General features: G+C 39.6%; 25 protein-coding genes. 5 read left to right on the top strand and 20 right to left on the bottom strand.

All coding sequences use genetic code 11. The features are described from left to right. Positions 1-104: 104 nt before the first annotated feature. Both brnQ and manA read right to left on the bottom strand, forming a co-directional pair. Positions 105-1433 carry a branched-chain amino acid transport system II carrier protein gene (gene brnQ, locus V471_RS06400; protein ID WP_084871277.1) on the bottom strand — a complete coding sequence of 443 codons (1329 nt, stop codon included), beginning with the start codon at positions 1431-1433 and terminating at the stop codon, positions 105-107. Between the two features lie 212 nt (positions 1434-1645). Beyond that, positions 1646-2587: a mannose-6-phosphate isomerase, class I gene (gene manA, locus V471_RS06395; RefSeq protein ID WP_013990384.1), complete on the bottom strand. Its 942-nt coding sequence runs from the start codon at positions 2585-2587 to the stop codon at positions 1646-1648. A 374-nt stretch (positions 2588-2961) separates the two neighbouring features. Here manA and V471_RS06390 point away from each other — a divergent pair, with 374 nt between their 5' ends. The 3 genes from V471_RS06390 (at position 2962) to V471_RS06380 (ending at position 4304) form a co-directional block, all read left to right on the top strand. Next, positions 2962-3414: a DUF3290 family protein gene (locus tag V471_RS06390; protein ID WP_002885310.1), complete on the top strand. Its 453-nt coding sequence runs from the start codon at positions 2962-2964 to the stop codon at positions 3412-3414. Then, positions 3411-4043 carry a DUF421 domain-containing protein gene (locus tag V471_RS06385; RefSeq protein WP_002885232.1) on the top strand — a complete coding sequence of 211 codons (633 nt, stop codon included), beginning with the start codon at positions 3411-3413 and terminating at the stop codon, positions 4041-4043. The genes V471_RS06390 and V471_RS06385 overlap by 4 nt, the downstream gene beginning before the upstream one ends. Positions 4044-4109: 66 nt before the next feature. After that, the gene (locus tag V471_RS06380; protein ID WP_084871276.1) at positions 4110-4304 is read left to right on the top strand and encodes a CsbD family protein; all 195 of its coding nucleotides are present in this window, start codon (positions 4110-4112) and stop codon (positions 4302-4304) included. Between the two features lie 67 nt (positions 4305-4371). On the opposite strand, the gene V471_RS06375 is transcribed toward V471_RS06380, so the two are convergent. The 3 genes from V471_RS06375 to V471_RS06365 form a co-directional block, all read right to left on the bottom strand. Next, the gene (locus V471_RS06375) at positions 4372-7011 is read right to left on the bottom strand and encodes a carbohydrate-binding domain-containing protein (RefSeq protein ID WP_084871275.1); all 2640 of its coding nucleotides are present in this window, start codon (positions 7009-7011) and stop codon (positions 4372-4374) included. 121 nt (positions 7012-7132) lie between these two features. Next, positions 7133-7576: an ASCH domain-containing protein gene (locus V471_RS06370; protein ID WP_073949580.1), complete on the bottom strand. Its 444-nt coding sequence runs from the start codon at positions 7574-7576 to the stop codon at positions 7133-7135. Between the two features lie 74 nt (positions 7577-7650). Then, a complete protein-coding gene (locus V471_RS06365) occupies positions 7651-9036 on the bottom strand; it encodes an amino acid permease (RefSeq protein WP_084871274.1) in 1386 nt (461 codons plus the stop codon). Positions 9037-9362: 326 nt separating this feature from the next. Between V471_RS06365 and V471_RS06360 the strand changes: the two genes are divergently transcribed. Continuing rightward, positions 9363-12512: a KxYKxGKxW signal peptide domain-containing protein gene (locus V471_RS06360; protein ID WP_084871273.1), complete on the top strand. Its 3150-nt coding sequence runs from the start codon at positions 9363-9365 to the stop codon at positions 12510-12512. Between the two features lie 163 nt (positions 12513-12675). Here V471_RS06360 and V471_RS06355 read toward each other — a convergent pair whose 3' ends face one another. From V471_RS06355 to V471_RS06335, 5 genes are all read right to left on the bottom strand, one after another. Next, positions 12676-13440 (bottom strand): amino acid ABC transporter ATP-binding protein, encoded by a 765-nt coding sequence (locus V471_RS06355; RefSeq protein ID WP_021143941.1) that lies wholly within the window; start codon positions 13438-13440, stop codon positions 12676-12678. Between the two features lie 11 nt (positions 13441-13451). Then, entirely contained in the window at positions 13452-14138 is a 687-nt protein-coding gene (locus V471_RS06350) for an amino acid ABC transporter permease (RefSeq protein ID WP_004182287.1), read from the bottom strand. A 3-nt stretch (positions 14139-14141) separates the two neighbouring features. Further along, positions 14142-14834 (bottom strand): amino acid ABC transporter permease, encoded by a 693-nt coding sequence (locus V471_RS06345; protein ID WP_048790057.1) that lies wholly within the window; start codon positions 14832-14834, stop codon positions 14142-14144. A 67-nt stretch (positions 14835-14901) separates the two neighbouring features. Next, the gene (locus V471_RS06340) at positions 14902-15768 is read right to left on the bottom strand and encodes a transporter substrate-binding domain-containing protein (RefSeq protein WP_004182285.1); all 867 of its coding nucleotides are present in this window, start codon (positions 15766-15768) and stop codon (positions 14902-14904) included. Positions 15769-15786: 18 nt separating this feature from the next. Beyond that, a complete protein-coding gene (locus V471_RS06335) occupies positions 15787-16785 on the bottom strand; it encodes a uroporphyrinogen decarboxylase family protein (protein WP_084871272.1) in 999 nt (332 codons plus the stop codon). A 381-nt stretch (positions 16786-17166) separates the two neighbouring features. Between V471_RS06335 and V471_RS06330 the strand changes: the two genes are divergently transcribed. Next, a complete protein-coding gene (locus V471_RS06330) occupies positions 17167-17649 on the top strand; it encodes a glutathione peroxidase (protein WP_084871271.1) in 483 nt (160 codons plus the stop codon). Positions 17650-17756: 107 nt separating this feature from the next. On the opposite strand, the gene V471_RS06325 is transcribed toward V471_RS06330, so the two are convergent. The 10 genes from V471_RS06325 to V471_RS06280 all read right to left on the bottom strand — a co-directional run bounded on the left by V471_RS06325 (position 17757) and on the right by V471_RS06280 (position 25455). Next, a complete protein-coding gene (locus tag V471_RS06325) occupies positions 17757-18017 on the bottom strand; it encodes a SemiSWEET family transporter (RefSeq protein ID WP_002885327.1) in 261 nt (86 codons plus the stop codon). A 295-nt stretch (positions 18018-18312) separates the two neighbouring features. After that, positions 18313-19458: an FtsX-like permease family protein gene (locus V471_RS06320; protein ID WP_084871270.1), complete on the bottom strand. Its 1146-nt coding sequence runs from the start codon at positions 19456-19458 to the stop codon at positions 18313-18315. 3 nt (positions 19459-19461) lie between these two features. Then, positions 19462-20142, bottom strand: a complete 681-nt coding sequence (locus tag V471_RS06315; RefSeq protein ID WP_004182281.1) for an ABC transporter ATP-binding protein — start codon at positions 20140-20142, stop codon at positions 19462-19464. Further along, positions 20139-20714, bottom strand: coding sequence for a TetR/AcrR family transcriptional regulator (locus tag V471_RS06310; RefSeq protein WP_084871269.1), 576 nt, complete (start codon positions 20712-20714; stop codon positions 20139-20141). Before V471_RS06310 ends, V471_RS06315 begins: the two co-directional genes overlap by 4 nt. Before the next feature lie 148 nt (positions 20715-20862). Further along, on the bottom strand, positions 20863-21786 hold the full coding sequence (locus V471_RS06305) for an aldo/keto reductase (RefSeq protein ID WP_084871268.1): 924 nt from the start codon (positions 21784-21786) through the stop codon (positions 20863-20865). Between the two features lie 266 nt (positions 21787-22052). Further along, entirely contained in the window at positions 22053-22856 is an 804-nt protein-coding gene (locus V471_RS06300) for a DUF3169 family protein (protein ID WP_002885273.1), read from the bottom strand. Next, positions 22853-23062 (bottom strand): helix-turn-helix transcriptional regulator, encoded by a 210-nt coding sequence (locus V471_RS06295; protein ID WP_002885361.1) that lies wholly within the window; start codon positions 23060-23062, stop codon positions 22853-22855. The genes V471_RS06300 and V471_RS06295 overlap by 4 nt, the downstream gene beginning before the upstream one ends. Positions 23063-23067: 5 nt before the next feature. Continuing rightward, positions 23068-23382 (bottom strand): hypothetical protein, encoded by a 315-nt coding sequence (locus V471_RS06290; RefSeq protein WP_002885280.1) that lies wholly within the window; start codon positions 23380-23382, stop codon positions 23068-23070. A 489-nt stretch (positions 23383-23871) separates the two neighbouring features. Then, the gene (locus tag V471_RS06285; RefSeq protein ID WP_084871267.1) at positions 23872-24474 is read right to left on the bottom strand and encodes a nitroreductase family protein; all 603 of its coding nucleotides are present in this window, start codon (positions 24472-24474) and stop codon (positions 23872-23874) included. Positions 24475-24597: 123 nt separating this feature from the next. Further along, positions 24598-25455 (bottom strand): VOC family protein, encoded by an 858-nt coding sequence (locus tag V471_RS06280; RefSeq protein WP_084871266.1) that lies wholly within the window; start codon positions 25453-25455, stop codon positions 24598-24600. Positions 25456-25497 lie beyond the last annotated feature (42 nt).

Below are 25497 nucleotides of genomic sequence, written 5' to 3'. Positions count from 1 at the left end.
TGTATGCGCTTTCTATAAAATCTAACTATTTTTATTTATCTAATGTTTAACTCATTTTTCACCCCACACAAAAAATCCCATCACATTGTGATAGGATTTTATTTTTATTCCATTTCAAAGCTTTCGCTCTTAATCTTATCTGGTAAGATGAGAGACAAGAGGATGCACAAGATGGCTGGTATCAACCATGGTAAGGAAGCTCCTGACAATGGTAGGAAGTTAATAAGGGCATTTAGTCCTGCAAGCTCGAACTGGCTACCAAGAACGCTGAGCAAGGCAATCAGAGTGACTACAGCAACTGTGACCTGCATACCTGGTTTAGACAAGGCCACGAACTTGTTGGCAATTACAATCATGACAATCGTGATCGTGATTGGGTAGAGAATCAAAAGCACTGGCACTGAGAAAGCAATGATATTGTTAAGTCCCAAGTTGGCAATCGCAAACCCAATCAAGGTAAAGAGAATAGCGTAAGCCTTGTATGATACTTTCGGAAATGCCTTGTGGAAGAATTCCCCAGTCGCAACGATAAGTCCTGCGGTTGTTGTGAAACAAGTCACTGTCACCATGATAGCTAGGAAAATTTGAGCCGCTGGTCCAAAGATAGCTTGTGTGGCTTGTGACAAGACGCTAGCACCAATATTGGCATCTTTTGGTAGGCCTGCCACTTGGAGTGGGAAATGATTGCCCAAAAAGGCGAGTCCCAAATATAAAGCACCAAAGAGAAGCGTCACTACAAAACCAACAACCCAAATAGTCGAAATATACTCTTTTTTAGACTTAAAGCCTAATTGGTTGAGGGTGACTACTGCCACTACACTGAAGGCCACAGAAGCCAAGGCATCCAAGGTGTTATAGCCTTCCAAGAATCCCTTACCAAAAGCAGAAGCCTGATAGGCCTGACTAGCTACCTGAGGACTGTGACCACCGTATTTAAGTGCTCCTGCCACAATAACCATAACAATCATAATAGCAAAGACAGGTGTTAAGATACGTCCAATACTATCTAGAATTTTAGATGGGTTCATGGCAATCCAAAGTGCTAAAGCAAAGTAGATTACGGTAAAGACAAAGAGCCAAAGGCTGGTATGTCCACTGCCAATCAAAGGCGAGAAGCCAATCGAAAAGGCTGCTGCTGCCGTTCTAGGAATGGCAAAGAAAGGACCAATAGACAGATAAAGGACTGCCAAATAGACTAGGGCAAACTTAGGCGAGATTTTTTGTGAAATCTCATGAATGTACCCCTTAGGATTTAGGGTCCCAATCACCAGCGTTAGGATGGCAATACCAATACCTGATAGGACAAACCCTGCAATCGCAGGCCAAAAATGACCTCCAGATTCAAAGCCTAGCTGAGGCGGAAAGGTCAGATTTCCGGCTCCAAAGAACATACCAAACAACAATAAAGCTGTAAGGCCTCCTTTTTTTAACATAAGTTTCTCCGATCTAAGACAAACAAGATATCATCTCAAAAAAGATAACTTGTTTATTACTATTTTAGTCAACTTACTTAGTATGACATGATTAGTTTGGAACTTCAAGCTATTCAGACTTATTAGGAAAGGTTTTTAAAATTGCAAATTTTCTGTATCATTGTACGAAAAAACTAGACAAGATTCTTATCTCGTCTAGTTTGATAGTTTAATTAAGGATGACTAACAATCAATTCAAGCTCTCCCTGAATTTCCCAAGCTTGAACATCGCTTGGTAGAATGAAGTGGCTTCCTTTTGCAATTGGATATTCTTGACCATCAACAAGGAGACTTCCTTGACCGTCAAGTACACTAAACAAACTGTAATCTGCAGTCTTTTCAAAATAAGCCTTACCTGAAATCTCCCATTTATAAACGGCGAAGAAATCACTTGCTACTAAAAGCGTTGATTTGAGGTCATCTACTTTTGTTGTGACTGGGCGACTGTTGGCAGGTTCACCAATATTTAGGACATCGATAGATTTTTCCAGATGGAGCTCACGCAGGTTGCCCTGGTCATCCTTACGGTCAAAGTCATACACACGGTAGGTTGTGTCACTTGACTGTTGGGTTTCAAGAACTAAGATACCTGCACCAATAGCATGCATGGTACCACTTGGCACATAGAAGAAATCACCTGCTTTAACTGGAACCTTAGTCAAAAGATTTTCCCAATCCTTACTTTCAATTTGCTGACGCAGTTCTTCTTTTGATTTGGCATTGTGGCCATAAATAATTTCAGCACCTGGTTCAGCAGCAATGATATACCAACACTCTGTTTTACCAAGTTCACCTTCATGTTCAAGTCCATAAGCATCATCTGGATGGACCTGAACTGAAAGCCAATCATTGGCATCCAAAATCTTAGTTAAAAGTGGAAAAACAGGTTCCTGACGATTTCCAAACAATTCACGATGCTCTGCATAAAGAACATCTAAAGTTTGACCGGCATAGCGACCATTTTTAATAGTAGAAACACCATTTGGGTGTGCGGAAATAGCCCAGTACTCTCCTACATGGTCGCTTGGAATGTCGTAGCCAAAGACATCACGCAAATGCGTGCCACCCCAAATCTTCTCCTGCATAACAGATTGTAAAAATAATGGTTCAGACATAAAAACTCCTTATATAAGAATGAATAGACTCAAAATCTATGTCTTAACATAGATGATTACTCACATCATGATAAATGAATCAGTTCCACTTTAAAGCGGATGTTCCAAAAATCACCTATAGCCAGTAAGCTCCATCATCAGCAAATCACAAACAGACTTTGACGAGTAATTACCTCAATTATAAGCATAATTTGTGAAAATATCAACAGAGTCCTTAAAGAAATCATAAGATTTTGGCTTAATGGCTGCAAGTCATTTCAATAGCAAATTTCCTTTAAGAATCCTACTCATTCCTTCATTTTTCGGATAGATTGATTGAATTTAAAGACTTTTTAACCTATAATGTTATTGATATTATGAAAGGAAATCTCTCAATGAAATTCTATTCCTATGACTATGTGCTAAGTCAGATTAGCCAACAAAACTGGGTTATGGTTGCCATTACTGCAGGACTTATTTTAGTGACCGGTGTATTTGCTTTTAAAGCCTTCAAAGAACGCCATGATACTAAGTTTCGTGAACTCTCTATTATTTCTATTTTAACCTTAGTTGCCGTGGTTCTAATTGCTATCAGTAATTTCCAAAGCAATCAATCTAACAACGACCAATTTAGAGCATCTCTTCACTTTATCGAGGTTGTGTCTAAAAATCTTGACGTTGATAAGAGCAAGGTTTATGTCAATACTTCTACTACTACAGATGGCGCTATCCTCAAAGTTGGAAACAAGTACTATCGTGCCATCTCAGGTTCAGAACCTGACAGCTACTTGCTAGAACAAATAAAACTTTACAAGTCTGATGTTGAACTCGTGGAGGTTAAAAAATGACATCTTTTTATCTTACTGTTGCAATTAAACTAGCTTTGGGGCTTATTTCACTCGTCTTTGTTATCAATTTAACAGGTAAAGGAAACCTAGCACCTAGCTCAGCTACTGACCAAGTACAGAACTTTGTTCTTGGTGCAATCCTCGGTGGTACAATTTATAGTAGTACCGTTTCAATCCTCCAATATATCGTGATTTTGATTATTTGGACGATTTTGATTTTACTTCTAAAATGGCTAATTACCAATATTCTCTTTATCAAACATTTGATTGACGGTAAACCAACTGTCATCATCAAACATGGTCAACTAGATCCTGAAGCTTGTCGCTCTAAAGGACTTTCAGCCTCTGATGTCGCTTTAAAATTACGTTCCCAAGGAATTTTTCAACTTAAAGAGGTTAAACGTGCAGTTATTGAACAGAACGGCCAATTGATTGTGGTTCGTGCGGGTGATGAAAATCCGAAATACCCAATCGTTACTGATGGGGTCATTCAAACAGAAATTCTTGATACTATTGGTAAAACGGAGGATTGGTTAAATGAAGAGCTTCAAAAAATGGGATATGACAACATTTCAGATATCTTCATCGCTGAATATGATAAAGGAAAGATTAATGTTGTCACTTATTAAACAAAATACTTGCATTACCGTTTAATATTGTCTACAATGGTCTCATCATAAAAAGGAGGTTCTATCATGGGAATCGAAGATAAATTGAATCAAGCTAAAGGCGCTCTTAAACAAGGCGCTGGCAAACTTTCTGGTGATAAAAAAACTGAACTCGAAGGTGCTGTTGAAAAAGTTGTAGCTAAAGCAAAAGATGGTTTCGAAGACGTTAAAGATAGCGTTGAAGGTGCTGTTGAAGGCCTTAAAAATAGTTTTAAAAAATAAAACAAAAAAGAAGTTTTCAAGCCATTTGGCAAGAGAACTTCTTTTTTATTTGTTGTCTAAGATGAGATTACTTACGAGAATGCTTACTTCCTTTAAGTGCAAACGATGTTGTCATGAGTACAGCCCCTAATGCACCTAGTCCCAAGCTACTCACATCACCAGTATTTGGTAGGCTTGATTTACTTGTTTGGTTCGTTTGTGAGCTTTTGTCAGACTGGTTAGCCTTAGAGCTTGTTTGAGTATTTTGTTTCTGTGCAAGATTCGTTTGTACGACTGGGCTTACATTTTCCTTTTGACTTGAAACTTCTCTTGGCTGACCTTTTGATGCTTCAGGAGTTTGATTTTGAGCTTGGATCTTATCCAACTTTTCAGCAGTCTCTTGACCTTCTTGTTGGGCAACACCTGTCGCATTAGTCATGCTTTGTGTCGGTTGTTCTTCTGCCGACTGGTTAGCAACAGAAGTATTTGTTTTAAGCGATGCTCCTTCAGGATTTGAAGTTTTTGAAGTTGACGTACTTTGACTTGATAGGGCTGTGTTTGTTGCTGTCAGTTCTGAAGCGTTGGCTGCTAGTTGACTAGCACTGTTGCTTGCCGTAGTGCTAGTATTTGTAGAGCTTGAGCTACTTGTTTGACTAGCAAAGTTTGGTGGGGTTGGACGTCCTGTATTAGCTGTCTGACTTGTTGAACTTGTAGTACTCGTGCTAGACGTATTCTCGGAACTTGTTGAACCAGATTGTCCCCATGGTGTGTTAATGCTACCAGTATTGGTAGAGCTTCCACCATAGCTAGTTGGTCCCCCATAGCCTCCGAAATTATCAGACATTGAGGTATTGTCAAAGCTTCCACCTGGGAAGCCACCCATTCCACCTGCACCAGGACCGTTGTTTGTGCCTTCTTCAGTAGCTGTTGCAGTGGCACTCGACCCACTTGAGGTCGTGATGGTATAGGTTTCACCCGAAGTTAGACTCTCGGTACTAAAGACCACATTTCCAAATGAAGACGTCGCTGTCGTTGTGGCAACAACATTTCCGGAACTATCAGTGACTGTAATGGTGTCCCCTGCACTACCTGAAATGTTGGCCATGATGTAAGATTGACTTGAACCCGTTGTAAAGGCCTGAGCCATTCCTTGATTACCAATGGCCCAAACGATACCGCCCGAGATGATACCTGTTCCATCGTAGTCGATAGCGGCATTATCTGCACTTGTCTGAGCGACATAGAGAGAACCACTTTTAACTGTCACATTCCCGTTACTGTCGATACCATCACCGTCTGCTAGGATTGTAACCGTTGCACCGTCAATATTGATGGCAACTTCATTTTCCAAATCAGAAGTCGAGTTGGTTAGGCTTGAAGTGTCTGCACTGTCCTTGGTCGTCCACTCAGTGGCGTTAATACCGTCATCTCCAGCAGTGATGTCAACGGTTCCACCTGTCAAATTGATATAGCGTCCTTCAAGACCTTCGTCACCCGCCACGACCGTTACTTTAGAATTGCCTTCAACGGTCAATTCATCCGTAACCGTGATACCTTTATCAGTCGCATTAATGGTTACCGTTGAGTCGGTAATTGTCAAATCACCACTATTCACATCTGTTTCGTCTTCGACTTGAATACCATCATCAGTTGCTGTGATGTTAACTGTAGCATTTTTAATGGTTACAGCTGTCGTCGCATTGATGCCATCCTTGGCCTCAGAAGTCAAATCAAGCGTTACAGAGTCAACCGTTACACTATCAGCCTTAATGGCGTGCTTTTCAGTACTTGAAAGTGTCAAGCTACTTCCAGTACCGCTTGTGATGGTCAAAGCTCCCGTTGCTTCGATTGCATTAGCAGAGGTTGAAGAGATAGAACTGTCTGAAAGGACATTCACTGTCAATTCTGCTGAGGAATTAGAAGTGATTGAGGAATCTGTTAAGATCACTCCATCCAAGTAGATTGTAACTGGATCCGTCACGCTACCAGCCACAATAATAGTGTAACTTGAGCCATTACCTGTTAGAGTATATGAACCTGATTGATTAATGGTAACGGTAGTGCCGTCAACTGTTACTGTGCTGCTATCACTCGTTACCACAGTTGTCCCATTAAAGGTAATCGTGGTCGTCGTACTTTCTGAATCATCACTGCTAGACTCAGTTGTTGTTGTCTCAGACGTAGTATCTGAAGAATTGTTAGTTAGAACTGAGGCTGTCTCTGAAGCAGTCGCTTCAGTGGAGCTTGTGCTTGTATGAGTAGCACTGCTTTCATCTGTAGTAGTTGTTGCCGTTTCTGAAGTTTCATTAGTTGTTGTAGCAGTTTCAGAAGAACTTGCTTCTGATGTTGCGGATGTGCTTGAATGATCAGAGGTTTCACTACTTGTCGATGTATCTGTTATGTCGGATGTTGTACTTGTTGCTGACGAAGCCGTGTCGGATGTCGTAGTTGTAGTACTTGTATCAGTGTCTGTACTTGTCTCAGTAGTATTTGACGAAGATTCTGTCTGAACACTTTCTTCAATCAAATCGGCAGTGGTTTCACCCGTCGTAACCGTTGAGAGTGTTGATTCGGTGTTTGCCTCATCGGCTGAAGCCTTATTTTCATTTAAGACGACCGAGCTACCAAAAATTAAGCTCGCTACTAGGACTGAACCCGCTGTTTTCCATTTTGATGATTTTTTAATGGCGTAACGTTCTTGTGTTTGTTTCGTATCTTTGTATGTCATATGTTAGACCTCTTTCTTACTTTTGAGATGCCTCTATTAAACACAAGAAACCTAAGACAAGACTTAAAGAAAGGTTAATCTTTCCTTAAAGTAAAAAAAATCCCCAAAACTATGGGAACTTTCAATCTATAGGATAAACAACTCTAAATTCTTCCAACACAACTAGACTGTCCTGACTAAAATGTAGTCCAACCTCATGCAACCATTTGCTAAAGAGGTTTTCATGAAGCTTTTGCCAGTAAGCTAGGGTTCGATCTCCTTCACCTTCCTTGTAGGCATGGTTTTCAGAAACCTCTTTAAATGGGATGACCTCAACTTTCGTCGTTTCAATAATACAAATAGCATTCTCCTTACTATCAAGAATGACGCTCAGTTCATTTTCCTTGGGCAATGGTTCATTCCCCACTGCATACAAGTCAAAAGCTGAACTGGTTGCTGTCTTTTGCCCCATCAATACGAGCTCTGCCAAATAATCTGCTTCCACGCCAAAGGCCCAGGCATCAATCTTATCTCCGATTGTCTGATTTAAAATCTTATAGGCTTGCCACATCTGGTCTGATTTCATCAATCTACTCCTGCTTTTACTTTCCTTCCATTATATCAAAAAATGATAGGCCAGATGGCACTATCATTTTCATCTTAATACTTAGAATGTTTGTAACCGTAAAAGGCATAGATAACTGAACCGATTAGCACTGCCAAACCAAAGGCTAACCATGTCTGCCAACTGTACTGACTCATAAAGGAGAGACAGACGATAATTGAGATAATTGGTAAGACCGGAACAAATGGAACCTTGAACTCGTCCTTCTGTGGCAAGCCCTTGTCCTTACGAAGAATAATGAGAGCAATAGCCAAGAGAACTAAGTAAGCCAAGGTCGCAATGTTAACCAAGGATGCCATGTTGGCCAAGGAGAAAATTCCTGCTGAGATAGCTGACAATACGCCTGTCAAAAGTGTCGCATGATGTGGAACCTTATTAGTCTTTGAAACCTTTTGGAAGGTTTGGGGAAGGAAACCATCACGCGCCAGGCTATAAACCATACGACTAAGGGCATAGGCCATTGAAATACATACCGTAATCAAGGTCATAATAGCAACGACAGAGACGTAGTTGGCTGCCCAAGAAATACCGATATAGCGAAGGGCATAAGCCACAGCATCGTCGACATTCAACTTGGTATAGTGAACCACTCCTGTCAAGACTAGAGAAACCACTGCATAAAGTGAAGCCACGATAATCAAGGCAAGAACGATACCTCGAGGAACGTTCTTTTGTGGCTCTTTAATCTCGTCTACTGTCATAGAGATAGACTCGAAACCAAGGAATCCAAAGAACATGAGAGAGGCTCCAGCCATAATACCAGTTTTTCCTCCATAAATCTGACCAAAGCCAAATGGTGCAAAATCTGCCCAGTTGCTAGGATTCAAATGGAAGAGGCCAACCAAGATAAAGACCGCCAAGGCTGAAAACTTGAGCACTACCAAGAGGGAGTTCAAACGTAAAGCCTGCTTAGAATTCATGAGAAGAAGAGCTGTCACCAAGACCAAGACCAAGACTGGCAAGAGGTCTATGTAAGTGCCTTGATTGGGATTGAAAGGTCCACTGATAGCTTGAGGCAACTTAAGACCAAAGCTAGCCAGTAGCCCCTTGAGGTAGGCACCCCAACCAGAGGCCACACTTGATACGGCATTCATAAAGACAATCATGGTCAACCAGCCACCCATCCAGGCAGGATACTCCCCCCAGACAGCATAGAGGTAACCATAGACACCACCGGCTGATGGGTAACGTGAGGCAAACTCAGCAAAGAAAATCGCTGACATCCCAACACACACGGCTGAAATCAAGACCGAAATAATCAGGGCAGGACCAGCCAGAGTCGATGCCGCGGTACCAGTAATCGTAAAGATTCCTGTACCAACCATAGCACCGATTCCCAGCAGGACCACATCCCTAAGGGTCAGATGTCGTTTCATCTCAGTCTGAGCGAGACCGACATCCTTTTTACGAAAAATACTCATTTTTATACTCCATTTTTTGCGAAATACCGAACTATTATACCATATTTCTTGGTCTAAATGGGCCTTTTTCTGTATTTTTATACTTTTATTGGTTAATGCTATGCCAAAAATGGGGACTCCTAATGCTTACTTTTTAATTTTCCATACATCTCGATTAAAAGAAGCTTGCTAAAGTAGTCCTTTAGCATTCTTTTTTGTTTCTCAAATCCTTATCTGGAAAGAATTTTCAATTTTTAGAAAAAAACATGAAAATCTTATGAATGCGTTTGATTCTTCTAATGAAAGATGTTAGAATGGGGTCATTAAAAAGGAAAAGGGGAACTTTTATGGAAAATAAAGTTCATTTTAAACTTCATAAAGTGAAAAAACAATGGGTTACCATTGCCGTGTCTGGTTTGGCACTTGGTGCCTCATTGATTGGAGTTGGTGTCTCTGCCGACGAACAAGCTACAAATCAAGTTACCTCAGCTAGCACACCTGAAAGTGTCAGCCAGGATCCTGATCATTTCGTCACAGAAACAACTGTAGCTACAGCAAAAGCTGATCAAGTCGCAACCAATAGTGCAACTGATACAACTGCTACTGTCACAACTGATAAACAACCAGTCCTTAAAGAAGACCAAGCAAGCAGCACTTACAATTTGTCTAGTGGCGAAACGAGAACTGCTACTTCAACTTCAGAAACAGCTAGCACAGTCACTGAAGTAAACAGTCAAGCACCAGAATCTGTTGAAACTACTGTCGTTTCTGGCGGTCAATTCAAGAGCGATGCTGAGGGCAACTGGTACTATCTCAAAGATGGGAAAAATTTGACTGGTGCCCAAAACGTTGACCATTTCGACCTTTATTTCCACGAGGATGGCAAGCAAGCCAAGGGTGAGATTATCACAGAAAATGGACAATCTTTCTACTATGACAAAGCCAATGGACGTAAGGTAACCAATACCTCTATCAACATCGATGGTCAAGCCTACAATGCTGATGCCCAAGGTCGTTTGACAGCAGTTCTACCTGAAACGAACAAACGCAACCAGTTTATTGAAGACAACAACCACAACTGGTATTACCTCGGCAAAGATGGGAAACCCGTCACTGGTGCTCAGAATATCGATGGCTTTAACCTCTACTTCCACGAAGATGGTCGACAAGCTAAAAACGAAATCGTCACTATTAATGGTGATAGCTACTATTTCGATAAAGACAATGGACGTCGCGTAACAGGTCGCCAATATCTTGATTATGCAAACCATAAATACTTTGGTTACTACTACTTCGACAAAGATGGCAAGATGGTAAAAGATGACTTCATCACTGAGAATGGCAATCTTTACTACTTTGATGCTACTGGTAATCAACCTGATTCTGTCTTTGTCTCAGATAAGTCGGGCAACTGGTACTACTTCGACAATTACAAGGCAACTAAAGGCTTCTCAGCCCCATTTGGTTTCCGCACCGAATTCCTAGACCGTAGCCAAGCTGACTACAAGACAAGCGTTCAAAACCTGAACGGACAACAGTATTACTTTGATCCTAAGACTGGTATCATGGTAACCAATCGCTATGTTTCTGACGACAAGGGGAATTGGTATTACTTTGGTAAAGACGGTAAAGCGCTTCATGGCTTTCAAACGGTAGATGGTAGCCTTCACTACTTCAATGATAGTGGTCAACAAGTCAAAGGGGACTTCCTTTACTACGATAACGATATCTACTATTTCGACAAAGACAATGGAAATCCAGTAACCAACCAATTCGTTAATAGAGATAACTCTTGGTACTACTTCGGAGCTGATGGTAAAGCCGTGTCTGGTTTCCAAACCATTAACGGACAGAACCTTTATTTCCACGAATATGGTGTCCAAGCCAAGGGACAACTGGTTACTATTGACGGCAAAACCTACTACTTCGATCCAAATACAGGTGACAAGTGGGTTAATCGCTCACTTACCTTAAACGGTACGGTCTATAACTTTGATAGCAATGGTGTGGCGACTCTTAAAACTGCTCAAACCTCAAATCGAAACCAATTTGTTCAAGGTAGCGATCAAGAATGGTACTACTATGATGCTAATGGTAAAAAGGTCACTGGTTTACAAACTATTAACAAGGACCTCTACTACTTTAACGATAAGGGCCAACAAGTCCGAGGTGCTTTCTTCACCATAGGTGATAAACACTATTTCGCCAGCAAAGACACCGGTGCTGTTCTTCGAAACGCCTTTTATCATGATACATCCACTGACCATTACGGTGACTTCTCTGAAACAATCTACTACGCAGGAAGTGATGGTGCCTTCAAGACAGGTTGGTTTGAAGTTGATGGCAACCGTTACTACGGTAGCGACTATTCTGATAATGATACCTCTAAAGGAAGTCTCTACACAGGAGTTGTCAACTCTCAGCTCTTTAGCACAGATGGAAAACTCTTGACAAACGGTCTCTATCCTGAGTTCAAGCGTACTGGTGAAAATGATTATGAACTTAAAGACGTCTATATCACAGATACTGATGGTAAAATCAAAGAAGGTCCTTATCAATATGATGGTAAGATTCTTGGATCTAAATATAGCAGTGTCCGACAATCACAATGGTCAACTATTGACCAATGGGACATTCTTAATGGGCACCTCTACCATTTCGACTCAACACCAATGACCTTCACAGCACCAAATGGCCAAAATGTGACCACAAACGTTGCCATTGCAACAACCAACAAGGCCCTTACTTATCGTGGCGTAACCTTTAATTTTGATGCCAAGGGTATTGATGCGGCAAAAGAAAAAGCCATCCACTTTGACCAATTGCAGACGGATCGTAGCGGTACAAGTTATCTCTATGAAAATGGTCAAAAAGTCACTGGCTTGAAGACCTTTGATGGCGTCACTTACTATTTCTATGAAGATGGCCGCCAAGCCAAAGGCACAGAGGTCACAATCAATGGTAAGACTTACCAATTTGACCAATTGACTGGTATCATGACACGTAATGCCTTTTCAAAATCATACAACTACGAAGGTTCTCCACGCTTCCCATACTACCCAACACGCTACTATGGCAACGACGGAGCTGCTCTTACCGGTTGGCAAACCATCGACGGCAAGAACTACTACTTCCGAGCTAGCGGAAACCTTGAAACAGGACGTTTTGTCATCGGAGACAGAGCCTATAATGCTGATGACAATGGTGTAGTCGCTGACCGCAAGGGTGAACCAGCTTATCGCAATCGCATTGTCTACGATAAGGGCGATAACTACTATTACAATGACAAAGGTGAGAAAGTGACCGGCTTCCAAGAAGTTGATGGTAAGGTCCTCTACTTCGACGCTGAAGGCAAACAAGTCCTAGGACGCTTTGTCACAGTCGATAACTACACCTACTATTTGGACCCTAAAACAGGTGAAAAATACACAAACCGCTCTGTCCTCATCGATGGTAAACTCTATACCTTCGACAAAGACGGACATGTCGTGTCATAAGATGAGATGAAACCGAGACGAAAGTCTTGGTTTTTTTGTGGGAGTTAAGGACTATATAAACTAACATTACATATAGGAAACATAAAATAGGCTGAGAAATAACCTCAGCCTATTTTATTTATACAAGAATTATATACTCTAATTACAACTTATTAATGATGGATCAAATCATATATTCCAAATCATAACTAGCATCAGAAAGAATACGTGCCAAAAATTGTTGGGTACGTTTTTCTTTTGGTCTGTAAAAAATGTCTTTTGGACTCCCCTCTTCGATGACATGACCACCATCCATGAAAACGACATGATTAGCTACATCTCGTGCAAACCCCATCTCATGAGTCACAACTACCATTGTTGTTCCTTCATGAGCAAGTTGTTTCATGACATCCAGAACATCCCCAACTAGTTCTGGATCAAGGGCCGATGTTGGTTCATCTAACAAGATAACTTCTGGTTTTACTGCTATTGCTCTAGCTAAACCAATACGTTGTTGTTGTCCTCCTGAAAGTTGTGATGGGTAGTAATCTTTAAAATCCAGAAGACCAACTTTTTTAAGTGCTTCTTCAGCAATCTCTTGCGCTTCACTTTTGGGAACTTTCCTAGCAATCACTAAACCTTCCAAGATATTCTCAATGGCAGTCTTGTTTGCAAATAAATTGTAATGTTGAAATACAAAAGCTGTTTTCTTTCGGATATCTAAAATATCTTTCTTTGATAACTTATCCAAAGAGTAGTCCTTACCTGAAATTGTTAATTGACCTCCATCAGCTTTCTCCAAATGATTAAGGCAACGTAAGAAAGTTGTTTTTCCTGAACCTGATGGTCCCAAGATGACAACCACATCTCCCTGTTTCACTTGTAGATTGACATCAACAAGAACCTGACGATCTCCAAATGTTTTTGATATATGTTTAGCTTCTAGCATAGTGACTCCCTCTATGTAAATTGCAATTTTCTTTCTCCAAAGTTAAAGAGAACTTGAATGATACCACAAATGATTAAATATAAAATGAAGATGACAAAATAAGATTCAAAATATTGATATCCATATGCTGCTTCGACTCGTGCAATTGCGGTAATATCTTTTATCGTCATAACAAAGACAAGTGACGTTCCTTTTACAATATTGATAACTAAGTTACACAAATTTGGAAGAGCGGCCTTAAGTGCCTGTGGAAAAACGATTCTCAGATAGGCTTGTCTTGTTGTTAAGCCTATGGCTTGTGCAGCTTCTAGTTGACCTTTATCAACAGTTAGTAATGCTGATCGAATGATTTCTGATAAGCTTCCTGTTGTCATCAAGCTATAGATAATAAAGGCATAGTAAAGCGGATTAACTTTGAAGACATCTATGTGACTCCCAATACCTTTAAAAAACTGATTTAACAAACTAGGGAACAAACTATAAAAGAATAAAATTAAAAGAATTGGAGGTGTTGCACGAATAAACGCAAGATAAACAATTGAAAAAGTCTTAACACCTCGTACCTTATAAATTTGACCCAAAGCGAGAAATAAAGCAGGTAGAAAACTCAATAGAATAGCCACAACCATGATTCCCAGTGTTACCGGAACACCATATAAAGCCTTGATAAAGGTATCTATAATAAAAGTAATATTCATTTTTTACCTCTCTTTTACACTCAATTGTTGCTCTGCTATCCTAGAAATCAACGATAGAATTAATGCTATTCCCCAATAAACAAAGGCAACAGCTGTATAAGTCTCTAAAGAATAATTTCCTAAATGGCGACTAATCAAAAGGTTCCCTTTGCCCATAACATCAATAAAACCAATCGTATAAGCCAAAGCTGCATCACGCATAAGGTTAAGTATAGCTGTTGTAATATTTGGTAAAGCAACCTTAAATGCTTGAGGGGCAATAATTCTTACAAAGGTTTGTTCAGAAGTAAGCCCAATACTAAGCCCGGCTTCTAATTGTCCTTTAGGAATTGCTTGATAAGCCGCTTTAAACACTTCTGATATCATTGCTGAAAATAGGAGAACCATAGTCACAAGAACAAATATCAATTTAGACCAATCATTTATATCTAATCCTAACCACCAATTAAGAAATTCTGGAACTCCGTAAAATACCAAGAATAATAGCACAATAGGTGGGGTACAGCGTAAGATAAAAACATATCCCTTAGCTAAATTCTCTAAAGCTTTATCCTTAGAAAGGCTTGCCCAAGCAATTAATCCTCCTAATAACGACCCAAGTAAAGTCGTTAATAAGATAACCAATAATGTCATCGGTAAGCCCTTTATGATTTCAGGTAATGCTCCAAAAACTTTTGAAATGTCATAATTGACCATAATTTCTCCTAACTAAACTCACTTCAGAAGCTTATCAAAACATCCTACTTTACGACGTTACAATTACTTATTTGTCTACGTATGAGAAGACATCCTCACCAAAGTATTTTTTAGATAACTTTTCAAGTGTACCGTCTTCTTTTAGTTCTTTAATTGCCTTAGTATATTCTTTTGAAAACTCTTCATTCTTACTATCACGATGCAAAAGTGGATATGTTGGAATTCCTTTATAAGGGAACCAAGTCAATTTATCTGCATATTGATGATACGCACCATCTTTATCAGTTACAGCCTTTTCAAAAGATAATTTAATATCAAAGTAAGCATCATAACGATTTTCCAAAACCCATGCATAGGCATCTGAAACTTGGAAAGATTCCGCAGATGTCAACTCGATTGGTTGATCTTTATGCTCATCGTTGTAGTCTTTGATAACATTCCACTGAGCATTTTGTGGTGAAATTGGCACCAATCGACCATTTTGTTTTGCAAAATCAGAGATATTTTTATATTTATCTTTATCATCCTTACGAATGGTAAATCCAATAATACTTGCTCCAATTGGATCTTTAGGAATAATAAACTTTTTAGCACGTTCATCTGTATACCACGCGCCCTTAGTACCAATGTCATATTTACCTGACTCTAAACCAATCAAAAGGTCATCATCACTTGTTCCAGTATATTCAAATTTGTACTGTGGAAGCTTTTTATCAATTTCCTTTAATACAGCTACCTCATAGCCATCAGAATTACCATCCTTATCAACAAAATCATAAGGAACATAGTTTTGAGTATGGGCAACCTTTAATGTTGTTACCTTTCCAGAGTCTGATTTTGCTTTTTTATCTCCTGTTAAGCTACGTCCAATAACTGTAGCCCCAATAAGTGCTACAACAACTGCTCCACCAATAATCCATGTCTTTTTACTCATATTAATCTCTCCTTTTTCTTACAAAATTGCTGCTTCACGTACCCATTCAATACGCTCATGGTTAACATCACTTGGAATCGTGCAATCAGCACCAATGATTAACCCATGGGTTCCAGTATCAGCAATAATCTCCCTAACCTTTTCTTGAATAGCTGTTTTAGTTCCAGTATATAGAAGACCATCTTTTCCATTTTCAAACCCACCAAGAACTGTGCGACCTCCAAAAATGTTACGGCCTTTTGCCAAACTAATTCCTTCAGGACCAACCGCCCAATTAATTACCTGAGCAGAATAATCTTTAAAGAGTTCGATGTTATTACGAGCCCCTTCGTAACCGCAAATATGTAGAATATTGTGACCCTTGACCTCATTAGCTGCATCTAAAACCTTTAATTCACTTGGAGAAATGATTTCCTTATAAGTCTCAGCGCTAACACGATTATCTTGAATACTTTGAACACTTAGGTAAATACCATCAGCACCAGCTTCTTTAATCACTCTCTGACTAAGACTTGCGATGTCTTCTCCAATAACATCTAAAACATGCTTCAAAGCTTCACGGTTCTCCTCAATGTAATCTGCGATAGCGTCATCTCCACCCGAAACCTTTCCAACTAACCATTTAAAATAAGTAACCGGAGCGAAGATATTGTAAATTGCAACGATATCTTCAGGAAAATCAGCAATCAAACTTTTTACAAGTTCAACTTGGGCAGAAATCCAAGGATGATTTGCACCTAAAGGTTCAATTGTTTGCAAATCACTGATTGACTTAAAGTCTTTAAAAGCAGGTTGTGGGTATGCAAAGAAACCATCACTCATCAATTTAACAAAATCGGGTTTGACTTCTTCTATAAATTTTTTATGACCAGCCTTATTTTTATCAATAATTTCTGGATTTTCAAAACCATGTAACCACTCTGCTTCAGTAGTAAAATGATGCCAAAATCCCACCGGGACACGATCAACACTTTCTCCACGAAATGCTTTCAAAACTAACTCTCTTTTTTCTGACATAAGAATCTCCTTTTCTCTTATCCTAATATCAACAGCTAATGAACATACCTAAAATACTTTCAACTCCTATTATCACTAGCTGCTTCAAAACTGAATGACATTATCTTATCAGAGATTATCACATCCGAAAAATAAAGAAATTTTATCCCTAGCCATAAATAAAATTTATGATATAGTAACCCAAATAACGTTAAAACCTATTGTTAACTTCTTTTAAGTACATATCCTTACATAGTATTATTACCGTCAGCTATAAGTAATTCTTAACGCCAATATAAAGAATTACTATCACAAACACCATTTAATCTCTATTCTTCCTGAATAAACACTTCTCTAACTAACTTTGCTATAATAGTCTCAACTAAGCCAAAGGAGTTTTTTATGACAACCTTATACGATTTTACAGTTTCAGATCAAGCTGACCAGCCCGTATCCCTAAATGATTATAAGGGCAAGGTCGTCTTAATCGTCAATACAGCAACAGGTTGTGGTTTGACGCCACAGTATCAAGGTTTGCAGGAACTTTATGACAAATACAAAGACCAGGGTTTCGAGATTCTTGATTTTCCTTGTAATCAATTTATGGGGCAGGCCCCTGGTAGTGCTGAAGAAATCAATACCTTCTGTACCCTCAATTACCATACTACCTTCCCTCGTTTTGCCAAAATCAAGGTCAATGGTAAGGAAGCAGAACCACTTTTTGATTGGCTAAAACAAGAAAAATCTGGACCGCTTGGGGCTAGAATCGAATGGAACTTTGCTAAGTTTTTGATTAACCGTGAAGGTCAAGTCGTCGAACGCTTTTCTTCCAAAACTGAACCACTAAAAATGGAAGATGCTATCAAGGCTCTTCTTAGTAACTAAAAACAAAAAACGAGAGTGAAACTAGAACGACAATCTTTAACTGTCGCTAGTTCTGCTCTCGTTTTCTGCGTTAAGAAAAAAAGTATAGAAAGAAATTTTGCTTTATTTTAGAACAAAGCTGTCAATGCTGTAATTAAACCAAAGATAATACCTGGTGCATTGGCCGCAGCAAGGGGAAGGTCACGTTCTTTTTTAAAGAGACCATAGTAAACCCAAAGGCTACAGTTGACTGCAGCTACCAATGGTTGGATAAAGTTTCCTTTATGACCAGACAAATTGTCCATGATTTGTGGTACGTATGATACATACATCATAACTGACATGAAGGTTGCCACCCAACCAAGGGTTTTCATTTGTTTATCTGACATTCGAGACTCCTCTTTCATAAAATTCTATTTGCCTTATACATCTAGAAATATTTCAAGACATGTTTTAATGCACTAAAATTAAAACAGTGTCTATCTTACGCTTTAACAATAGAGAATGCAAGAATTTCGGGACAATGTTAAGAAGATGTAAACTATCACAAGATTGTGATAGTGCATTTAGTCTCTTATGTAGCGTTTTCATAAGAGAAAAAGACCTCTTTAAGAGGTCTAAAGTCAATGAATCTTCTATTTTTTCTCATTAAAAAACACTGATATTAAGGATTACTGTCATAAATCATTCAGCTAAAAGTACTTCTTTGATGGTTTGCTTTTGGAGTTTTCTGTTGGATAGATAAAACAGGCTTTCATAAACCACAGCAAAGCCAATCAAGGTCCAGAAGCAAACATTCCAATCAAAGCTATGCTCAATCTTTTCAGGAACTGTATCTTTGATTACATCAATCAAGATTTCCATGATGCCATATTGATAAACCGTCCCAAGAACAAATCCTAAATAGGCCCAAAAACGATAGGGAGCGAGAATATGATTTTGGCATTCACGATTGGTGTAGCCAAAAGCCTTCATCAAGGCTAAGGTTTCGCGACTTTCTGAGACGACAATCCCCAATGACAAAAAGAGAATCGAGAAAGAAAGAATTAAGCCAATCATAATCATCATGGTTTGGATGATGTCATCTGTGTAATCTCTTAAGCCAAAGGACAATTGAACCATGGCCGCAAAACACATGGAGCCAAAGACCACAAAGAACAAGATAGATTTTCTCCCCCAAATCAGTGACGAAGACAGCTCTTTTAAGAAGGATTTGTCTTTCTTGAAAGCCCTCTTTCTCCTTTTGACCTTGATCGGACTTGGGGACTTTTTCAATAAGCGAAGAGCCGGCGTTTGTAGTTGTCTTCTAGCATAACCAATCGCGAGAAGCATAAAAAATGCCGTTGGAAGGATCACCAAAGCAAGCAAAAGCTGCCAGTGAAAGTGAATGGTAATTTCTGGCAAAATCCTCTTCTCATTACGAAAGTCGTAAAAATGTCCCATCATAAGAAAAGAAGCAAAATAGCCAAGAAGCGCCCCAGCTCCAAAACTGAGCCCAAAAGCCCAAAATCGTTTAGCCAACTGGCCATTGCTGTAGCCCAAGGCCTTTAAAATCCCTAATTGTTCCTTGTGGTCATCAACAAATTGTTTGATATAAAAACACATGAGAAGGACCGACGTCAAGGACAAGACGACTCCACTGACCATGGCCACCATCCAGGAAAGCGAAACCTGGGCATCATAGTAGGTCTGAATCATGGGATTGGTTTTCGAAATCTCCAACTGCTCGATGTCCAGGTAAAAATTCAAGAAGAGATTGGCCACAAAGACCGCACAAGCCCCAATGATACTGACGACAACTAATTTTCGAATATCTTTTACTGAAAACATAGCTTACCATCCAATCTCATAAGCAGTCTGAGGCTGATCATTGGTCACAACTTCGGTAATCTTACCACTATTGACACGAATGATGGTTCTAGCCATATCCGCAATATTTTGGTTGTGCGTCACCATGATTAAAGTGAAGCCCAGTTTTTCCTTCAGTTTCCAGATATAGTCGAGAATCTTGCGTCCTGTTTCTTCATCGAGGGCTCCCGTAGGCTCATCTAAGAAAAGAATCTCTGGCTTTTTGGCCAAGGCCCGAGCAATGGAGACTCTCTGCTGTTCCCCACCAGACAATTCACTCGGATACTTGTCCAGCTTATCGCCAAGTCCCAAATCCTCGATAATCTGCAAAAAATCATGATTGTTTGCCAGGTCAGCTCCCATCTTTACATTTTGTCTAACCGTTAGATTAGGCAATAGATAATACTGCTGGAAAATAAAGGCAATCTTCTCCCGTCTAAAGGCTGTCAATTGAGCATCCGTGAGTTGTGATAAATCTTGTCCTTGAATAAGGATATGCCCCTCGTCTACCTTTTCTAAGCCTGACAGCACATTTAAGAGAGTTGATTTCCCCGATCCAGAAGGGCCGAGGATAACCACATCATCCTGGTCTTGAATCTGCAAATCAATCCCTTTTAAAACCTTGGTTTGGCCGTAACTTTTGTGCACATTTTCTAGTTGAATCATTTCTTTCCTACCATTTCTTTGATGAGAGATTGACAAACCTCTGTCAGTAATCCAATCACTTCTTCCATGCTGAACTGATAAATACCAGAAGCAACCATCGAGGCCATCCCGTGTGAGTAGATAAATAGATGCTGGTACAAGCGACTAGCCTCCTCTACAGTCAAAGGATAGTCTGCGACAATCGAATCCAGAACCATTTGGTAACTATGATCCTTCATGGGAAGAAAATCTTGAAAACGACGAATCGGATCTTTGCTAGGATTTTGGAAAAGCAATTGAAAGAGTTGGGGCTCTTTTGAGGCGAAAAGGATATAGGCAACCCCGACAGATCGGAAAGGTTTCTCATCTTCTAAGGCCTTGCGAATATACTCCACCACCACCATCTCCGCAGCACCAATAACCTCTGCTTGTAACTCAGCCATATTAGCAAATTGCCCAAAAATGACTCTTGGTGTAGCTCCCAGTTTCTCCGCTAATGCTCTAGCTGTCAAACTAGACATGCCCTGTTCGCGTACCAATTGTAAAGCTGTCCCAATGATAGTCTCTTTACTAAATTTAACCTTGGGTGGCATAAGACTCCTTTCACGCAACGTTCGTTGCGCAACACATGTTGCCTAAAAGATATCATAAAAAGGAAAGGCTTGTCAAGAAAAAACTGAAGACCACAAAACAAAAAACCAGACTACCGATAAGAGTGTAATCTGGTTTGATAACAAGATTCTAAGGCAAATCATTTCCTGCAGCTAGGTAGATTTGGTACCATTCCTTGCGCGTTAGGGTAACTTCTGCTGCTTTCCCTGCTTCAAGGACATGTTGTGGCTTGGTCGTTCCAATGACTGCCTGCATCTTACCTGGATAGCGAAGGACCCAAGCAAGGGCGATAGCTGTCGGAGTGACTTGGTATTTTTTCGCCAAGTCATTGAGGACGTGATTGAGGTCCGCAAACTCTTCATTGCCGACAAAATTTCCCTTGAAATAGCCATGCTGGAGGACAGACCAGGCCTGAATCACCGTATCGTATAAGCGACAATACTCAAAGACACTGCCATCTCTCACAGCTGCTTTTGCCCCTTCCATATTGACATGAAAACCAGCTTCAAAGCTCGGTGTAAAGGCAGCACTCAACTGCAACTGGTTGACCTTGAGAGGTTGTTTGACTGCCGTTTTGAGCAATTCCATCATCATAGGATTTTGATTGGATACCCCAAAATGACGGACCTTGCCAGCTTGCTCCAAGTGATTAAAGGCTTCTGCCACTTCTTCAGGCTCCATGAGGGCATCCGGTCGGTGAAGGAGAAGACTATCTAAGCGTTCAATCTGCAAACGCTCGAGGATGCCATCAACGGAGTCCAAAATATAGTCCTTAGAAAAATCAAAATAGGTAAAGCCATCTTTGCGAATCCCACACTTAGACTGAATCCACATCTGATCACGAAGATCTGGGCGACGTTTGAGGACCTTACCAAGGAGCTGCTCACATTGTCCATTTCCATAAATATCCGCCAGATCAAATGTGTTAATTCCAATCGACAAGGCTGCCTCCACCAAGGCCTCGACCTCGTCTTCACTCAATTCGCTAATACGCATCATCCCAAGGACAATCGTTGACAAACGCTCATTTTCAGCAAAATCAATATACTTCATCACTGCCTCCTTTTCTGTATCTCTATTGTAGTGAAAAGGGTTTCAAAAATCAATTGAGAATTAAAAGGCCCTCAGCATCAACTGAGGGCTTAGATAATAAACGATTGCTAAGGGAAAGTTTGATAATCTCCCATAATACCTAAGATTAAAGACTGATAACACACCCATTGATTCTATATAAGGAAATGAAAGATAAGATTTTCAATAAGAAGAGCTCTCTATCACTTCCAAAAGCTTTTTCCAAATTTTTAACATTGATGACTCTTCTACTCTTTATAATAACGTTTGGTAATCTTGTATTGTGAAATAAGTATATAAATATAGATGATGGATACAACACTCAAAGCCAAGAGGATATCCGTCTGGAAGGCAATCCCAATGATTAAAATTCCAATTAGCATGATAGGTAAGATATAATTGCTTAACTTGACCACCACTTCGAAATTTTCTTCGTAGCTAATCTGCTTTTCTGCTTCATCCATCATACTCATCATAAATTCACGCACTTCCTTGGCATTGGCATTGCGAGGAATTGGTTTTCCATAAATCAGATGAAAGGTCTTACGATAGAAGAAATCCACTAGGATAAATAGAACAAACAAGACAAGAAGAAGATAGAGCATGGTAAAAGTTCCAAAGATAAAAGACAAGTTTCCTGTTCCAGGTCTATCCATAGACATCAATTGACTATAAAATATGACGACTAAAAAGTATGGTAAGATCAAGATTCCTTTAACAATGGTTGCTAAACCATAAAGTTTTTTCTTTTGAACGTCATAGTGATATGCCTCATCTTCATCTTCTATTTGAAGCATCTTTTGATGGACTTTTCTTCCCCACATCAGTAAGCCCATCGTAATCATAAACACAATCAGGAATAAAACTACAGATCCCAAATAGAGTACTTCTTTACTAAAGAAAGATTGAATTTCAATTGGCTTTTCTGATCCGAACATCCCTGTCAAAACTCCAAGACCTCCTCCAATCAAGCCAGCAGCAGTCATCAAACCTACTTTTCTCCAAAAACGGTAACGTGGGGATCTTTTTTGTGGTTGCTTTTTCATAATCATTCCTCTTCCTCTACAAGACTAAAAACATTTTCCACAGGCTCTTTGAAAACTTGAGCGATGGTAATAGCAATGATAACTGAGGGGGTATATTCCCCTCGCTCCAAGAGACTGATGGACTGGCGTGAGACCCCTGCTAGCTTGGCTAGCTCAGATTGGTTGAGCCCATCACGCGCTCTCAACTCTTTCAGACGATTTTTTAATCTCATGATGACTACCTCAATTGCTGAATTAATTCAACATCTTCAATACGAACTAATTTTGTCACCCTATGTTGTTTAATGCCCTCACGGCTTAATTTAACCCAATCTTCATCACAATCAACAATTTCCCAATTACTTCCAAAACCATTTAGTCTAATACTGACCGTTTGCCCTTTCAATTCTTCTAAAAGTCTAGACATTTCTTGATTTCCTTTCAATTGTTTTTCCAACCCTTTGATACGTTTGTTCAATCTTTTTATCTTCTTCTCAGAGCTCGTATAAATCAGAAACAGAAGTGGAATAAAAGATAGCCAAATAAATTCCATCGTAATTTCTCTCCTTTCTTCGTCTAAAACTATTGTAACGCTTCTTTTTATTTTTGACAAGCATCTTTGTCAAAAATAAAAAGAATATTGTCAAAATTATTGAAAATAAGATATAAGTAGCTCATCTTTTCAAACCTTTTAGACTATCTCTCCTTCGATAAACGACTTGGAGAAATTGATGTGCAAGATACCGTTAAGAAAGCACCCATAACCAAATAATTTCAAATACTCAGAAGTTTGGAGAACTGTCTTAACCTGAGCCTAAAAATTAAAAATCGAGGGCTCAAACTTTACTCATGAAACTTCGGAGAAGATCGCTGACATTTGCTATCACCTAAGGATAGTTTCAAAATTCAAGCTATACATTTTCTTGGGCATTACTAGTTTTGAAATAGAAAAAAAGCAAGATTCTTCAATCCTGCTAGTCATTTGTCTTATCATTATGATTTTGTTCAGTCAGTACATAACCAACTGACTAAGTTAAGGTGATTATTTGTCGCCAAAAACTTTGAAACGGCCTTCTGTTTGGATGTCCTTATCTCCAGCTGGTGCTACGATTTGACCAAATGGTGCTTGGGAACGGAGCTTCCAGTTCGCTGGGATATCATATTTTTCAGCCAATTGGGCATCAACAAGTGGGTTATAGTGTTGCACGTTCATGCCGATATTTTTCTCAGCCAAAGCCAACCATGTCGCATTAAGAGCGATTCCATGACCTTGTTCTGACCAAATTGGGAAGTTATCTGCATAAAGTGGGAATTGCTCTTGAAGGCCTTTCACCACATCTTGATCTTCATAGAAGAGGATTGTTCCCTTAGCTTGGGCAAAACCTTTCAAACGTTCTTTTGTTCCCTCGAAGGCTTCTGCAGGTGTCACTTTTTCAAGTTCAGAGTAAGCAATCTCATTCCAGAAGGCATCTGATTCTTCATCCAGCAAGATAACCACACGTGATGTTTGTGAGTTAAAAGCAGTTGGTGTGTTAAGAACCGCTTCTTGGATAGTATCAATCAATTCTTGATTTGAAAGTTCCACATCTTTTCCCAATGCATAGATAGAACGACGTTTTGTTTGTAAATCTGTAAAGTTTGTCATCGTTATTTCCTCTTTATTTGTGATATATGTTAAATGTTAAGTTTATTTGTAACAACTTTGATTACAATAACCATTATAGCCGTTTGAAATGTAATGTCAATAGTTACGACCCAAAATCACTAATTATTGATATTTTTTTCTTACCCGTGTCAAAATACCATCATTGTCCTCGAATGTTAAGGCATTAGAAGATAACCATTTAACCTCGGCTCCACGATTATTAGCACGCTCTGCAATAGCAATCAAATCTTCCTTAACTTCAACTTCAACGACGTAATAGGCAAGACCAGGCATATTTTCTTCACGTTTGGCCAAGTCTTTTCCACCCCATTCATTGACCGCTAGGTGATGATGGTAATCACCTGAAGCAATCCAACTAGCACTTGGAATGGTAAACTTATCTGCCAGCTCCAAAACCTCCTGATAGAAAGATGAAGCTAGCTGACTATCCTTGACTGATAAATGAATATGCCCCATGCGAGTATCCTTAGCTATCAAAAATGGCTCAACTTTGCGTCCCATCTCGTAAATTTCTTGGGCTGAGAGTTCTTCTGTTACACCAACAATGCGACCATCCTCACGAATATCCCATTCGGCAACAGGCTTGTCTCTATAAAGCTCAATACCATTGCCCTCAAGGTCTTCCAAATAAAGAGCTTCACTATAACCGTGGTCAGCTGCACCAACAAAAGGATAGTCCAGCTCGGCGATATGTTTGAAAACATCTGCCAAATCCTCGCGAGAAGGTAACAAAATCGCCATATGGTAAAGACCGTAACTGGACTTGACCACTTCCTTTCGATTGGTTTGAATCAAGTGGACCAAGGGCTTGTTTCCAGCTCCCAAGATAACCTCTTTTTCCGTTTGGGAGAGGATTTCAAGACCTATAATCTGTGTATAAAAGGCTGTCTGACCAGCCAAATCCTTCACATTAAGTACCGCTTCTGCGAGGTAAATCTTACTATTGTAATCGTATGTCATATGATTTTTCTCCTGTGTTGTAATCTTTTATATGACAATATT

This window comes from Streptococcus salivarius (assembly GCF_002094975.1).
GTDB classification, from domain to species: domain Bacteria; phylum Bacillota; class Bacilli; order Lactobacillales; family Streptococcaceae; genus Streptococcus; species Streptococcus salivarius_D.
This window is presented reverse-complemented; position numbering and strand designations above follow the sequence as displayed.

Excerpts from the sequence above, each read along its gene's own strand:
- brnQ (WP_084871277.1), bottom strand. The coding sequence starts at position 1,433 with ATGTTAAAAAAAGGAGGCCTTACAGCTTTATTGTTGTTTGGTATGTTC.
- manA (WP_013990384.1), bottom strand. The coding sequence starts at position 2,587 with ATGTCTGAACCATTATTTTTACAATCTGTTATGCAGGAGAAGATTTGG.
- V471_RS06390 (WP_002885310.1), top strand. The coding sequence starts at position 2,962 with ATGAAATTCTATTCCTATGACTATGTGCTAAGTCAGATTAGCCAACAA.
- V471_RS06385 (WP_002885232.1), top strand. The coding sequence starts at position 3,411 with ATGACATCTTTTTATCTTACTGTTGCAATTAAACTAGCTTTGGGGCTT.
- V471_RS06380 (WP_084871276.1), top strand. The coding sequence starts at position 4,110 with ATGGGAATCGAAGATAAATTGAATCAAGCTAAAGGCGCTCTTAAACAA.
- V471_RS06375 (WP_084871275.1), bottom strand. The coding sequence starts at position 7,011 with ATGACATACAAAGATACGAAACAAACACAAGAACGTTACGCCATTAAA.
- V471_RS06370 (WP_073949580.1), bottom strand. The coding sequence starts at position 7,576 with ATGAAATCAGACCAGATGTGGCAAGCCTATAAGATTTTAAATCAGACA.
- V471_RS06365 (WP_084871274.1), bottom strand. The coding sequence starts at position 9,036 with ATGAGTATTTTTCGTAAAAAGGATGTCGGTCTCGCTCAGACTGAGATG.
- V471_RS06360 (WP_084871273.1), top strand. The coding sequence starts at position 9,363 with ATGGAAAATAAAGTTCATTTTAAACTTCATAAAGTGAAAAAACAATGG.
- V471_RS06355 (WP_021143941.1), bottom strand. The coding sequence starts at position 13,440 with ATGCTAGAAGCTAAACATATATCAAAAACATTTGGAGATCGTCAGGTT.
- V471_RS06350 (WP_004182287.1), bottom strand. The coding sequence starts at position 14,138 with ATGAATATTACTTTTATTATAGATACCTTTATCAAGGCTTTATATGGT.
- V471_RS06345 (WP_048790057.1), bottom strand. The coding sequence starts at position 14,834 with ATGGTCAATTATGACATTTCAAAAGTTTTTGGAGCATTACCTGAAATC.
- V471_RS06340 (WP_004182285.1), bottom strand. The coding sequence starts at position 15,768 with ATGAGTAAAAAGACATGGATTATTGGTGGAGCAGTTGTTGTAGCACTT.
- V471_RS06335 (WP_084871272.1), bottom strand. The coding sequence starts at position 16,785 with ATGTCAGAAAAAAGAGAGTTAGTTTTGAAAGCATTTCGTGGAGAAAGT.
- V471_RS06330 (WP_084871271.1), top strand. The coding sequence starts at position 17,167 with ATGACAACCTTATACGATTTTACAGTTTCAGATCAAGCTGACCAGCCC.
- V471_RS06325 (WP_002885327.1), bottom strand. The coding sequence starts at position 18,017 with ATGTCAGATAAACAAATGAAAACCCTTGGTTGGGTGGCAACCTTCATG.
- V471_RS06320 (WP_084871270.1), bottom strand. The coding sequence starts at position 19,458 with ATGTTTTCAGTAAAAGATATTCGAAAATTAGTTGTCGTCAGTATCATT.
- V471_RS06315 (WP_004182281.1), bottom strand. The coding sequence starts at position 20,142 with ATGATTCAACTAGAAAATGTGCACAAAAGTTACGGCCAAACCAAGGTT.
- V471_RS06310 (WP_084871269.1), bottom strand. The coding sequence starts at position 20,714 with ATGCCACCCAAGGTTAAATTTAGTAAAGAGACTATCATTGGGACAGCT.
- V471_RS06305 (WP_084871268.1), bottom strand. The coding sequence starts at position 21,786 with ATGAAGTATATTGATTTTGCTGAAAATGAGCGTTTGTCAACGATTGTC.
- V471_RS06300 (WP_002885273.1), bottom strand. The coding sequence starts at position 22,856 with ATGATTATGAAAAAGCAACCACAAAAAAGATCCCCACGTTACCGTTTT.
- V471_RS06295 (WP_002885361.1), bottom strand. The coding sequence starts at position 23,062 with ATGAGATTAAAAAATCGTCTGAAAGAGTTGAGAGCGCGTGATGGGCTC.
- V471_RS06290 (WP_002885280.1), bottom strand. The coding sequence starts at position 23,382 with ATGGAATTTATTTGGCTATCTTTTATTCCACTTCTGTTTCTGATTTAT.
- V471_RS06285 (WP_084871267.1), bottom strand. The coding sequence starts at position 24,474 with ATGACAAACTTTACAGATTTACAAACAAAACGTCGTTCTATCTATGCA.
- V471_RS06280 (WP_084871266.1), bottom strand. The coding sequence starts at position 25,455 with ATGACATACGATTACAATAGTAAGATTTACCTCGCAGAAGCGGTACTT.